A 13,563-nucleotide genomic window follows, 5' to 3' on the forward strand; every position below is an offset into this window, starting at 1 on the left:
CATAGAGAAAGTTATTGAGAAAAAAGTGAATGAAGAGACAGGTGAAGAGGAAGAAGTAGAAGTAGAAAAATCTAAAATGGTTCCTAAAAAAGTATCTAAAGAGGTTGTAGTAGATGATAACAAACTCCTTGAGATTTTAGGTGCTGATGATAAATTTATGGAAACTTTAGAGAAAAACCTTAAGAAAAAAGAGACTTTTGCTCTTATGGTTGGTCCAGATTTATATAAACATCCAAATGCGAGAAACTTAGCGCGTCTTGTTGCTTTAGTTGAAAAATATTCTAAATTCGAACTTGTGATGATTCCTGCACTTACAAACACTCTTGGTGTTTCACTTATTTGTGAGCTTGATGATGAAAAAGGAGATTACACTGTTGCATATAATACAGATGGTGATTTTCTACTCTCTGGACTTGGTGATGGTGATTTAGATATGCCGGCAATCAACCAGCAAGAAGGGACATTGACAAGTATTAATAAGCGTGTAAATCCTACAAACGCAGCTATTGGCTACAATGGATATGAGCTTAATGATATTGCAAATGCACTTGGATTTGATGCAAAAAATGTGATTGACTACACTGTGAAACTTCCAACTACTGTTGGATTTAAAGCGCAAGCGTTTGATACACTTCCAAATCATTATGAGAATGATGGGACAGAAGTTCGCGGTTATGTGTTAGAAAATGTAGCAGTTACAAGCGATGATGATGAAAGTGTTGAAAAATTCAGCGATGATAAGCTTGAAGATTGTATAATCTATCTAGCTAATCCTGTAAGACAGTTTACAGCGTTTACACAAAAGACTACTAATCTTGATGAGAAGAGTGGTGTTTATATGAGTGAAGAGTATCTATCTAGCTCTGATTTCAATGAAGGCGATCGTGTAAAAGTGAAAACTGCAAGTGGGGAACTTACAGCAAATGTGGTGAGTGATAATAAAATTGCAGGTTCAATTGTAGTTTTACCAACATTTGACAAAAATTTAAATTCAGAGGTTCTCTTTGACGGTTACCGTTTTAGTGCAGCTTCGATAGAAAAGGTGTAATATATGGATACAGCATATCTAATTGAAACGATAATTAAAGTCGTTGTAATCTTACTTATATTTTCAGCATTAGCTGGTATTGGTACATATTTTGAGCGTAAAATTTTGGCATTTATGCAACGCCGTTTAGGACCTATGTATGTTGGTCCTTATGGACTCTTGCAAGTTGCTGCAGATGGTGTAAAACTCTTTACAAAAGAAGATATTGTTCCAACAAATGTTGTTGCTCCAATATTTAAAATAGCACCAGTTATTACAGCTGCAACTGCGTTTATGGCAGCAGCAGCAATTCCATTTTTTCCAGAATTTACAGTTTTTGGTTATACCGTACATCCTATTGTTGCTGATGTTAACATTGGTATTTTATATATTTTAGGAATGATGGCAGTTGGACTTTATGGTCCTATGCTAGGCGGTATGGCATCTGCAAATAAGTTTTCACTACTCTCAGCTGCGCGTACTGCCGCGGTATTTATTTCGTATGAAGTTGTAAGTGGTTTAGCAATACTTGCTCCTATTATGATGGTTGGTTCTCTTTCATTAGTTGATTTTAACAATTATCAAGTTGGTGGAATTTCTCACTGGATAGTATGGTCCCAACCTGTTGCGTTTATACTCTTTTGGATCTCTGCATTTGCTGAAACTGGTCGTACACCATTTCACTTAATTGCGAATGATCATGAGATTATTGATGGTTTTGGTACCGAGTATTCTGGTATGAGATGGGGACTTTTCTTTATTGGTGAGTATGCAAATATGTTCTTTATTTCATTTGTTATTCCTCTTATCTTTTTAGGTGGTTTTGGTGATGGTTCATTTCTTGGTGCGATAGGATTACTTGCAAAAGTTGCATTTTTCTTTTTCTTCTTTTTATGGACAAGAGCTGCATGGCCAGATGTAAGACCAGATCAACTTATGTGGTTGTGTTGGAAAGTGCTTATGCCAATAGCAGTGATAAATGTAGTTATCACTGGTTTTGTGATGATGTTTTAAGGGGATAATGAATGAAAATGGAAGCATTTAATGATAGAAATGTAGCTGATAACGGCTACTTTTTAGTTGATATTGAAGATTATCCTACTGATGGTTGGGGTAAGTTTAAGCGTGTAGTAAAGAGAAGTTTTAGAGGTGAGCTTTTTGTTGGTCTTTGGGTGGTTATGAGAGAGATGATTCGTTTTGACATTCATACTGTTCAGTACCCTCAAGAGAAGATGCCTATTGGTCCTCGTTATCGTGCAGTGCATGAGATGAAAAGATTGTGGGAAAGTGATACTGAGAGATGTATTGGTTGTGGACTCTGTGAAAAGATTTGTATATCTGATTGTATCCGTATAGATACAAAAATTGATGAGGATTCTCGTAAAGAGGTTTCTGAATATACAATTAACCTTGGGCGTTGTATCTTTTGTGGATACTGTGCTGAAGTTTGCCCTGAACTTGCTATTACACATGGTGGAGAGTATGAAAATGCGTCAGACCAAAGGGAACACTTTATTTTATACGAAGATATGTTAACGCCAATAGACACAATGAAAGCTGGAAAACAGTTAGAATTTGAAGGTTTTGGTTCTATCACACCACATGAAGACGAGCGTGTTAAAAAAACACCTCTGGCATATTAAGGAGTTTTGATTATGTTTGAAGCGATAGCGTTTTATCTGTTTGCATTTTTAACGATTACGATGTTTATTATTACGGTAACAACATCTCAGGCGTTATATGCATTAACTGCATTGGCAGCAGGGATGATTTTTATATCGGCATTTTTCTTTATTCTAGGTGCTGATTTTTTAGGTGCGATTCAAATAATCGTTTATACTGGTGCTGTAATGGCTCTATATGCGTTTGGTATGATGTTTTTTGATACAACTCGTAGTGTAAAAGAGAAACAAGGTAATAAATTTATTATTACTGGTCTATCTACATTAGCGGCTGTATTGGTTGTTCTTATTGTTGCTGCACCGATGGTGTCTGATAATATTGTTGCATTGTATCCTGCAATTGATACTATGGGTAATACTCAAAATGTTGGTTTAGTTCTTTTTACAAAGTATCTTGTTCCATTTGAACTAGCGGCAGTGATGCTTTTAGTAGCAATGGTAGCAGGTATTGTACTTGCTGGTAAGAAAATGGATCGTTCAATTACATTAACAAATGATGCTGAACTTGAAATAGAAAAAAATAAAAAGGTGCTTTCATGATGGAAATAGGTTTAAACCACTATCTTGTTTTATCTACAATTTTATTTGCAATAGGTTTAGTAGGTGTAATGCGTAGAAAAAACTTGCTTTTACTCTTTTTTGCAACTGAAATTTTGTTAAACGCGGTAAATATAGCTTTTGCAGCAATTTCACACTATTATGGTGATATGACAGGACAAATGTTTGCGTTTTTCATTATTGCTGTTGCTGCTTCTGAAGTTGCAGTTGGACTTGGTCTCTTGATAGTATGGTATAAACGCCATGGTTCAATTGATTTAGATGCACTTACAACGATGAAAGGATAAAGAATGGAAAAATATTTATATATAGCTCTTTTCGCACCTTTAGTAAGTTCTTTGTTTGCAGCTCTTTTTACAGCGACACCAAAGAAACTTTTTACAGGTATAGTTGCGAGTCTATTGATTATAACTTCATTTATAAGTAGTAGCATACTTTTGATGCATATATTAGAGACTGGCGAACCAATTCATGTAACAATGATGACATGGATGCAAACAGGTGGTCTTTATATTCCATTTGGATTTTTGGTAGATCAAGTTTCTGTTACTATGATGATGGTTGTTACCTTAGTCTCATCTGTTGTACATGTTTATGCGATTGGATATATGGATCACGACAAAGGGTTTAATAGATTCTTTGCTTGGCTCTCGGCATTCGTATTTTCAATGATGATTCTTGTTATGAGTGACAATTATGCTGGTCTCTTCATTGGTTGGGAAGGTGTTGGTCTTTGTTCTTGGGGTCTTATTGGCTTCTGGTTTCATAAAGAGAGTGCTACATGGGCAGCGAATGAAGCGTTTATTATGAACCGTATTGCTGACCTTGGAATGCTTATTGGACTATTTCTTATTTATTGGAATACAGGAACACTTCAGTATGATGGTGCTTTTGCAGCATTTCATGAATTACCTACTGCTACACTTACTTGGATTGGAATTTTTCTCTTCATTGGTGCTATGGGTAAATCAGCACAATTTCCACTCCATACTTGGCTTGCAGATGCAATGGAAGGTCCTACACCAGTTTCAGCATTAATTCATGCTGCTACAATGGTAACGGCAGGTGTTTATCTTGTAATCCGTTCTCATGAGCTTTATAGTTTAATTCCTCATGTTGGTCTTTTTATTGCAAGTCTTGGTACATTCGTAGCAATTTTTGCAGCATCTATGGCACTTGTAAATCGTGATATGAAACGAATTATCGCATACTCTACACTTTCACAGTTAGGGTATATGTTTGCAGCAGCTGGTCTTGGTGCTTACTGGGTTGCACTTTTCCACTTAATGGCACATGCTGGTTTTAAAGCATTGTTATTCTTAGGTGCAGGTAATGTTATGCATGCAATGCATGATGAACTCGATCCGTTTAAGATGGGTGGACTGAAAAAAGTGATGAAGTGGACTTGGATTATGATGGTGATTGGTTCACTTGCATTGGCAGGGGTTATTCCTTTTGCAGGTTTCTTTTCTAAAGATACAATTCTTGAAGCGGCATACTCTGGAAATCATATGGTAATTTATGGTGTTCTACTCTTTACTGCAGGTTTAACAGCATTCTATTCATTTAGACTTGTTGCACTTATCTTCCATGGTGAAGAGCGTTATAAACTTTTTGGCATTCATCCACATGAAGCGTATAGGTATATGTTGTGGGCTATGAGTCCACTGCTTCTTGTTGCTGTTGCAGCGGGAGTTCTGCAAACACCTTTCTTTGATATGGTTGAAGAAGCATTAAATGCACATGAATATCATATTGCACATGGGACTGCAATAATTATGTTAGTTGGGACACAACTGTTTGTTGGTTTAGCAATTCTTTATGCATATAAAAAATATGCAAATTCAAGAGTAAAAGTTCCAGATGGTACATCTAAAATGGAAAATTCATTTGCTTATAAATTATTGATTAATCAATATTACATACCTTATGCTTATGAAGAGTATCTAGTGAAACCATATAGAGAACTTTCAGAAGTGTTCTGGACAAAAGTTGATCTTAAAGTTGTAGATGCGACTGTAGATGGCATCGCTGGTATTATTTATGGTACTGGTGAGAAAACAAGAGATATGCAAAGTGGTAACTTATCTACTATGCTGAAATGGATGGTAGCAGGTCTTGTTGGCTTACTTTCATTAGCTGTGATTTTTGGACTTACAGCAAGATATTCTGATGAGATTTTAGCTATCTTATCAGGTTTAGGAGTTTAGTATATGTTAGATCATATTTTATCGATATTGATATTCTTTCCAGCTCTTGCAGCTGTATTTGGTTTCATGATTCAAAAAGAGAGTATGCGTACTTATGGTGTTGCAGTTGCTCTCGTTGAATTTGTTTTGTCTTTAGTGCTATGGTATGCTTTTGATAATAATGTTTCTGGCATGCAATTTATGGAAAACATTCCTTTAATCCCAGCATTTGGTATTAACTATACTTTAGGTGTAGATGGAATTTCTCTATTCATTATTATTTTATCAGCATTCTTTACATTTTTAGGTATAGCTAGTCTAACAGATACTCCAAAAATTAAGTATATGATTATTACGCTGCTATTTTTACAGATGACTATGGCTGGTGTATTTGCTGCACTTGATGCAATTGTATTTTATACATTCTGGGAACTTTCGCTTGTACCAATGCTATATATCATCGGTGCATGGGGTGGACCTCTTAGAATATATGCTTCAATTAAATTCTTCCTATATACATTTGCTGGTTCACTTGTTATGCTTGTTGGTATGCTCTTTATGGCATATTTTTACTATCAAGCGGCAGGCGTGTGGAGTTTTTCTATCTTAGATTGGTATAGATTGGTTCTGCCTGAAAACTTTCAATTATGGTTATTTGTCGCTTTCTTTATTGGTTTTGCTATTAAGGTACCGATGTTTCCATTTCATACTTGGTTACCATATGCGCACGGTCAAGCACCAACTATTGGTTCAGTAATCCTTGCAGCAATTCTACTTAAAATGGGTACATATGCATTTGTAAGATTTTCATTACCACTTTTTCCTGATGCTGCTGCATACTTTATGATTCCAATTGCAATTTTGGCAGTTATAATGATTATATACACATCTATGGTTGCTTATGCTCAAAAGGATATGAAACAGGTAGTCGCCTATTCATCTATTGCACATATGGGTGTCATCATACTTGGTACTTTTGCTTTAAATGTAGAGGGTGTTTCTGGTTCTATCTTTTTAATGTTAGGTCACGGTGTCGTAGCAGGTGGACTTTTTATGCTTGTTGGTGTAATTTATGACAGACGACATACAAAACTTATGAGTGAATTTGGTGGTTTAGCGCATGTAATGCCTAGATATGCTACTATTTTTGGTATTATGATGATGGCTTCAGTTGGTTTACCTTTGACAATTAACTTTGTTGGTGAATTTTTAAGCCTTCTTGGATTCTATCAACAGTCTCATATATTAACACTACTCGCTGGTACAGGTATCATCGTTGGAGCTATCTATATGCTTGCTGCATATAAAAAAGCTTTCTTTGGTGAAGTCACAAATGAGGCAAATAAAAATTTACCTGATATAAATAAAAAAGAGCTTTTTGGACTTATTCCATTAGTAATTGTTGCTATCTGGTTAGGTGTTTATCCAAAACCTGTTTTAGGACCAATAAACAATTCTGTCACATCAATTATTAAATTGATGCACGCTAAAGCAACAACAGAATTGGCTAAAAAGAGAATTCCTGATTTAACTAAACCAAGAGTTTCATTGATGAAAGAGACAATTATTGAGGAGGTGAACTAATGTTAGCGCCAGTAAATATTCCTTTTGAGTCATTAAATATTATGACTCTTACCCCCATGCTTATCCCTATTATAGGCGCTTTGCTGATTTTAGTAATTGATGTAGTGAAGGGTGGTTTAGATAAATCTCTTTATGTTGTACTTAGTTTACTATTTTTAGTGATGGATTTCTTTTCATTGTTAAATGGTGCAGGTCTCTTCTCTCAAAATGGCACAATATTGGGTATGTTTGATGTAATGCTTATAGATGGTTTAGCTCTTCTTGGACAATTTATAATTGTTGGTGCTTCGATGCTGTTTATTCCTTTATCATTAACACATAAACGCTTTCATGAATTTTCATATCCTGAATTTTTTGCACTCTTTTTATTTATGATTGCAGGCTTTCAGTTTATGGTAGCGACTGATAATATTATTTTAGTGTTTATTGGTCTTGAGACTGCTTCTTTAGCACTATATACTATAATTGCTATGCACAACCGTGATAAATCTTTTGAAGCAGCTATTAAGTACTTTACTATGGGTGCACTAGCAGCAGGATTTTTCGCTTTTGGTGCTATGATTTTATATGCTCTTACTGGTTCAGTAGAAATAAATAAAATTGCTTTAGTGTTAGCTTCAAATGGATACTCTGATATTGGATATGTTCTTATTGGTGTTGCGTTTATGTTAGCTGCGTTTGCTTTCAAACTTTCACTTATACCTTTTCATACATGGGCACCAGATGTTTATGAAGGTGCTTCTGCAGCGATGGCAGGGTATATGTCTATTGTCCCTAAAATTGCGGGCTTTGTAGTTGCTATGAGATTTTTTGAATTTTTAATCCATAGTCATATTGTATGGCTTGAAGTTGTTTTGTATGCTTTTGTAGTCATTACAATGACTGCTTCAAATATGTGGGCATTAGTTCAAACAGATGTAAAACGAATGCTTGCATATAGTTCTATATCTCATGCAGGTTTTGTAATGGCTGCTGTACTTATAGGAACGACACAAGCAAATAGTGCTTTGTTCCTGTATTGGATTTTATTTAGTTTTACAAACTTAGGATCATTTTCTATGCTATGGATTTCTCGACAAAAAAATCTTATTGATGGACAGTCTTCAGACCATAGTTATGACAAATTTGCAGGTATGATCAAAACTTCACCTGTTGCTGCACTTATTATGGGACTGTTTATGTTAAGTTTAGCAGGTGTGCCTCCATTTGCACTCTTTTGGGGTAAACTTTATATGATTAGTTCAGCTGTTTCAAGTGGCTATACAATTCTTGCTCTTATTATGGCACTTAACTCTGCTATTGCTGGGTATTACTACTTAAAATTAATTGTCTATATGTTTATGAAAGAACCTGTTGTTGGTGTGAATGGTGAAATCTATGTTGCAAATGCAACTTTAGCACTCCGTACAATTATTGGAATAGCAGCTGTTGCAACTATATTTGCTTTTGTTGCTATAAATCCTCTTTTAGAATTTATTACTGCGTTTGTATATAAAAGCGGTTACTAGACTTTAAAATTAGATACAGAGGGAGAGGGAATTTGTTAAAATGGCTACTCTTACTCTCTCTTTGTATTCCCTCTTTTGCATTAGAAATCATAGTCGATAGTGCAAAAGATGACTTTATAAAATACTCTACACTGCATCTTAATGCAGAAACTCTTTTTTCTTGCCAAGAGATAAAAAATGATTTTGATATTACTACAAAAGTAGTATGTGCATTCTCAAAAAAACCTTCACAAAATATTAAAAATTTTCAGAATGATTTTTTTAGAGTGAACACGATGCTTAAAAAAGATACTTTTTTTATTATTATAAAGCCAGTTTATAAATTAAAATTATTTTCAAATATATTTGATCTTACTAAAGATGCCACCGTATTTAGTGCTGAGGCTAGTAGTGCAAAAAGTTGGACTCTGCTTGGGTATAAGAAAAAAATGCCATTATTAAAAAAAGAGAAAGAACAATCGAATACGGCACTTAATTTTCCATTTTATCTGAATAAAGACAAACTTCCTTATGTTGGAAGTTTAGACTTGCAAGGCAATCCGGTATATATAAAAAAAGTAGAAGATGTAAAAGAGTACTTAAATGTGAAAAAACTCTATAAACTGCAGCAGTATAATGATTGTTTAGATACTATAGATGATGTTTTGAAAAGCTATCCAAACACACTTTTTAAAGCTGAATTACTCTACTATAAAATTAAAGTATATAACAAACTAAAAGATTGGGAAGATGTTATCTCATCATCAAAAACTTTTTTAAGAGAATATTCTTCAAGCGACAATATCGCAGAAGTGCTCTCCCTAATTGCTAAAAGTTATGCAAAACTTTCACAATCAACAGATGCTGATTACTTTTTTGACAGACTCTTTAGTGAACATACACAGAGTGTTTTTGCTCAATGGGGTTATATCTATAAAGGTGATATGCTTGTAGATAATGGAGCAAATAAAGAGGCTGAAAGATTTTATGTTAAAGCACTTAGTGAGACGCAAAGTTTAGAAGTTGCTGCAACTGCTGCGTTTCGTTTAGCAAACATCTTACTGAATAGTTCAAAAAAAGAAGCAGCACAATATGCTATGAAAATAGTAGAGGCAAAACCAAGCTTTTTTGCGCAAGATCTGAAGGCTTCACAAAAAATGATGAATAGCTTTGCAGATATGGGTGACTATAAAACAGCAGCAGCCATAGCTGGCGCTCTTTTAAAAGGTATTAATGCTAGTTATGATGAGTATGAAGAGTTGTTAAAAGACAAAGCACTATGGCTTGCGAAAACAAAAGACAAAAAAGCAGCCCTTAAAGCTCTTAATGACTATATGAAAAAATTTCCAGATGGAGATTATATTGACATAGTTGAAAATGTTAAAAATGAGCTCTTCTTCGATGTCTCAGACTTAAATGCAAGTGCAAAATTAAGCGAATATAACAAGCTGATACAAGAGTATAGAAATGAGACAATAGGAGAAAAAGCACTTTACGAAAAAGCAAAACTTTTGTTAAAAGAGAAGAAATATTCAAAAGTATTAGAGCTTAAAAATGCTTTATCGAAACTTGATGAAGATAGTTACAAAGGCATTGCATCTATTATAAATGAAGCTGCAAGAGGAAATATGAAACGAGCCTTAGAGAAAAAAGACTGCATAAAAGTACTAACAATATCGCAGGAGTACAATATAACGCTTTCGGACAAATGGGATGATGGTGTGTATGCCTGTGCCATGAAGGGAGGTGACTTTTCACTCTCTAAAACTATAGCGATTAAAAATTTAAAAGTAAAAAGTGTCAAAGCAAGAAAAAAATGGCTCTATAGATATATAAAAGTGGCATTTGCTACAGGAAACTATACTGATGTAATAGATGCGGCAAAAGATTTAATAACACTTATATCAAATGATAAAAAATCGCCATATCTCGATGTATATAGAATTTTATTTGACACATACCAGAGGGTAGAAAATAGAGACGGTATGATTAAAAGCATGCTAAAAATTGAGAAGATTTTTGGATGGAGTTATAAAGATATAGATAGATATGTTGCAATGATAAATGTTGGGGATGCAATGCATGATAATAGTATTATCATAAAATACGCAACTGAAATTATGCAGATACAAAACAGATCACACTCTTACCCTCAAACTCCTTTTGTAGAATTTACTTTGTATCAAGCATATATGAATAAACAGGAGTACAATAAAGCCTACGAGGTAATAAAATCACTCAATAAAAGAGCGCTAAACGCAATACAAAGGTCAAGACAAAAGTACCTGCTAGGAAATGTACTCAGTAACCTCTGGAGAGATGAAGCAGCAAAAAAAGCATACGAAGCATCTATAGTAGCAGATAAAAACTCCTCATGGGCAAAACTTTCTCAGAGTGCATTGAAAATCTAAAATAATTTATTTTGTTCTTTTATATATTATTAATTCTAGTTGTTATAAAATTACTTCAGATTAATACAAGGAAAACAGATGAAAAAAAGTATTTTAGCCCTAAGCATTGTAACAAGTTCAATTTTGCTTCTTACAGGATGTGGAAGTTCAAGTAATAATAATCCAACAACAGCAACAGGGACAGGGTATTACCTAGATAGTGCTGTTGCCGGTGTAAATTACACTTGTGGTTCACAAACAGGTACAACAGGTGCAGATGGAGCTTTTACCTTTGAAAAAGGGAAAGACTGTACTTTTAGTGCTGCAGGTATTCCTTTAAAAACAGTGTCAGCGGATGATTTAACAAATCAAGCAAAGATTGTTGAAAATAATGTAACAGTAGCAAGATTCTTACAATCTATTGATAGCGATGGTAATGCTTCAAATGGTATACAAATCACAGATAAAGTTCTTAAAGCACTTACAGCTGCACTTAAAAATAGTAACATCAAAAAAGCTGTACCAAAAGATACAACTGATTTACAAGTTGTAGTTGATCAAATAAAACAGCAAGATACTGCTTTTAATGGTAAAGTTAAAACAATATCCGAGGCAGAAGAACATCTTCAAACAACACAAAAAAGTGTCGTTAAAAATCTTTTAGCTGGTAAGACTTTTTATGTTGTAGCTTCAGAAGATGGTGCAATTGAAATTTTTAAATTTGTTGTATCTGCAGATGGAACAAAGTTTAAACAATACAATTTAAATAGTCAATCTCCAACAGATAGTGATGCTATTACTTATAATGGTGGTAATAAAGTTACAATTGGAACAGGCGGTGGATATACAATATTAACTCAAAAAGATGGATATATTTTAGCAAAAGATTATCGAGATGATGGTACCTTAGAAAATAGAATAGGAGAGAGAGTATATACCTCTAAAGATAACGCACAAAAATATTACAACTCCTTAACAAAATCTAGTACAGATTTAAAATCATTGATTGTAGGAAAAACATATTATGTAGCTGTTAATGATGTAAATCCTCATCATGTGGAAACTTTAGAGTTTAAAGATAATGGAACTATGGTCGATACTTATCCAAAACAAGGAAAAGAAACTACAGATCCATTTCAATATACAATAGAAAATGGAGTACTGCATATAACTGGTACAAGTGGTGATGGCGACAAAATTGATCAAGATATGTTAAAAGAACCTATTAGTCAAACGGACACTTATATTGAGGCTAAGGATGGACGTTTATATAAAACAAAGCAAGCCGCTGAAGATGCTTTAAATAATGGTGATGGAAGTTCAACATCGGGAGGCAGTACAGGAACTCCTACATCAGATTTAAAATCATTGATTGCTGGTAAAACAGTTTATGCGGTAGGTAAGGACGATGAAGATGGAGTATGGCTGAGTAAAGTTGTTGTAGCAGAAGATGGTAAATCTTGGAATTATCAAGATTTAAAAGGTAATGATAAATCTTCTGGAACAGAGTCTATAGATGTTTCTGGCGATACTTTGACTATACATCATCCTGAAGAAACTGACCCTGATCCATATACTGTAAAACAAGAAAATGGTTATTTAAATCTAACTAATAAAAATGATGGTGATGTCGTTCATGCGTATTTTACTGAAGAAGATGCAAACACATATTATAACACTTTAAATAAGTAGTAAGATTTATTTTTAAGTCTATAACTTCATAAGCTATTGAGCTATAATTGAAATACTAGATTCTCTTTGGGGTAGGCTGAAAGAAGCCTACCTATTCTTCTGTTATGCTTTCAAATTCCAACTTTTGTATTGATAATGTAATCCTTTTTCACTATAATATATAAATAAATACGAAAAGGTAGTTTAATGCAAAGAAATATGAGAAGAGGTTTTACTCTGATTGAGTTGATGATAGTCATTGTTATACTTGGTCTTTTAGCTGCTATGGTTATGCCGAGTCTTACAGGTAAAGGGGAAGAGGCTAAACGCAACCTTGTTTGTGTGCAGATGAAGAGCATTTATGATGGTGCGCTTGATATGTTTAAGATTAACAACAGCGTTTATCCTAGTACAGAAGAGGGGTTAGAAGCCTTAGTAAAAAATCCTGATCCACAGAAGTACCCGAACTACTCAAGTAGTGGTTATTTTAAAGACTCTAAACTGCCAAAAGATTCATGGGGACATCCATTTATTTACATCAATGATGATGGAAAAGTAGAGCTTATCTCTCTTGGTGCAGATGGTAAAGAGGGTGGTAAAAAAGAAGCAGCTGACATCAAAATGAGTGGATGTAAATAGGCTTGAAACGCAGTGCTTTTACTCTTATTGAGTTAATGATTGTCATAGTTATTATGGGAGTTATTTACACCCTTGCCATTAGTAACTTTTCACGCTTAAGCGATACAAGTAAAAAGCTGTGTTTAGATAATCTTAAAGAGTATTTAGCCTCTTTGAAGTATGCCAAAAGTGCTAGGCTTTTGTGTCTTGATGACTGCTCTAATTGTGCCGTGTATTTGGATGGTAATAAAACAAAAAGTATAGATGGATTTTTGGATGATAGTGTAAAAACTTACAGATACGATAACAGTTACGGCTTTATCCAAAAAGATCCGGAACCATTTTTTAATGCAGATG

General features: G+C 34.2%; 11 protein-coding genes and 1 pseudogene. All 12 read left to right on the forward strand.

Annotation, left to right across the window (positions count from 1 at the left end):
- Window positions 1-1,048, forward strand: a pseudogene (locus MVY38_RS03375) (ferredoxin); the annotation flags it as partial.
- Between the two features lie 3 nt (window positions 1,049-1,051).
- Entirely contained in the window at window positions 1,052-2,041 is a 990-nt protein-coding gene (gene nuoH, locus MVY38_RS03380; protein ID WP_297483587.1) for an NADH-quinone oxidoreductase subunit NuoH, read from the forward strand.
- An 11-nt stretch (window positions 2,042-2,052) separates the two neighbouring features.
- Complete coding sequence (gene nuoI / locus MVY38_RS03385; RefSeq protein WP_297483589.1) at window positions 2,053-2,670, forward strand: NADH-quinone oxidoreductase subunit NuoI; 618 nt, start codon at window positions 2,053-2,055, stop codon at window positions 2,668-2,670.
- A gap of 12 nt (window positions 2,671-2,682) precedes the next feature.
- Window positions 2,683-3,249 (forward strand): NADH-quinone oxidoreductase subunit J, encoded by a 567-nt coding sequence (locus tag MVY38_RS03390; protein WP_297483591.1) that lies wholly within the window; start codon window positions 2,683-2,685, stop codon window positions 3,247-3,249.
- Window positions 3,246-3,554, forward strand: a complete 309-nt coding sequence (gene nuoK / locus MVY38_RS03395; protein WP_297432185.1) for an NADH-quinone oxidoreductase subunit NuoK — start codon at window positions 3,246-3,248, stop codon at window positions 3,552-3,554. Before MVY38_RS03390 ends, nuoK begins: the two co-directional genes overlap by 4 nt.
- A 3-nt stretch (window positions 3,555-3,557) precedes the next feature.
- Window positions 3,558-5,477, forward strand: a complete 1,920-nt coding sequence (gene nuoL, locus MVY38_RS03400; protein WP_297483593.1) for an NADH-quinone oxidoreductase subunit L — start codon at window positions 3,558-3,560, stop codon at window positions 5,475-5,477.
- Window positions 5,478-5,480: 3 nt separating this feature from the next.
- Window positions 5,481-7,040: an NADH-quinone oxidoreductase subunit M gene (locus tag MVY38_RS03405; protein WP_297483595.1), complete on the forward strand. Its 1,560-nt coding sequence runs from the start codon at window positions 5,481-5,483 to the stop codon at window positions 7,038-7,040.
- Window positions 7,040-8,548, forward strand: coding sequence for an NADH-quinone oxidoreductase subunit NuoN (gene nuoN / locus MVY38_RS03410; RefSeq protein WP_297483597.1), 1,509 nt, complete (start codon window positions 7,040-7,042; stop codon window positions 8,546-8,548). The genes MVY38_RS03405 and nuoN overlap by 1 nt, the downstream gene beginning before the upstream one ends.
- A 32-nt stretch (window positions 8,549-8,580) precedes the next feature.
- Window positions 8,581-10,938: a flagellar protein gene (locus tag MVY38_RS03415; protein ID WP_297483599.1), complete on the forward strand. Its 2,358-nt coding sequence runs from the start codon at window positions 8,581-8,583 to the stop codon at window positions 10,936-10,938.
- Window positions 10,939-11,016: 78 nt separating this feature from the next.
- Window positions 11,017-12,609 carry a hypothetical protein gene (locus MVY38_RS03420; RefSeq protein WP_297483601.1) on the forward strand — a complete coding sequence of 531 codons (1,593 nt, stop codon included), beginning with the start codon at window positions 11,017-11,019 and terminating at the stop codon, window positions 12,607-12,609.
- 186 nt (window positions 12,610-12,795) lie between these two features.
- The gene (gene gspG / locus MVY38_RS03425; RefSeq protein ID WP_297483603.1) at window positions 12,796-13,227 is read left to right on the forward strand and encodes a type II secretion system major pseudopilin GspG; all 432 of its coding nucleotides are present in this window, start codon (window positions 12,796-12,798) and stop codon (window positions 13,225-13,227) included.
- A 2-nt stretch (window positions 13,228-13,229) separates the two neighbouring features.
- Window positions 13,230-13,563, forward strand: a 334-nt coding sequence (locus tag MVY38_RS03430) for a type II secretion system protein (protein ID WP_297483605.1), incomplete at its 3' end; no start/stop codon positions are given.

It is taken from the genome of Sulfurimonas sp. (genome assembly GCF_027056685.1).
Taxonomy (GTDB): domain Bacteria; phylum Campylobacterota; class Campylobacteria; order Campylobacterales; family Sulfurimonadaceae; genus Sulfurimonas.

Excerpts from the sequence above, each read along its gene's own strand:
- MVY38_RS03420 (WP_297483601.1), top strand. The coding sequence starts at position 11,017 with ATGAAAAAAAGTATTTTAGCCCTAAGCATTGTAACAAGTTCAATTTTG.
- nuoL (WP_297483593.1), top strand. The coding sequence starts at position 3,558 with ATGGAAAAATATTTATATATAGCTCTTTTCGCACCTTTAGTAAGTTCT.
- MVY38_RS03390 (WP_297483591.1), top strand. The coding sequence starts at position 2,683 with ATGTTTGAAGCGATAGCGTTTTATCTGTTTGCATTTTTAACGATTACG.
- gspG (WP_297483603.1), top strand. The coding sequence starts at position 12,796 with ATGCAAAGAAATATGAGAAGAGGTTTTACTCTGATTGAGTTGATGATA.
- nuoN (WP_297483597.1), top strand. The coding sequence starts at position 7,040 with ATGTTAGCGCCAGTAAATATTCCTTTTGAGTCATTAAATATTATGACT.
- nuoK (WP_297432185.1), top strand. The coding sequence starts at position 3,246 with ATGATGGAAATAGGTTTAAACCACTATCTTGTTTTATCTACAATTTTA.
- nuoI (WP_297483589.1), top strand. The coding sequence starts at position 2,053 with ATGAAAATGGAAGCATTTAATGATAGAAATGTAGCTGATAACGGCTAC.
- nuoH (WP_297483587.1), top strand. The coding sequence starts at position 1,052 with ATGGATACAGCATATCTAATTGAAACGATAATTAAAGTCGTTGTAATC.
- MVY38_RS03405 (WP_297483595.1), top strand. The coding sequence starts at position 5,481 with ATGTTAGATCATATTTTATCGATATTGATATTCTTTCCAGCTCTTGCA.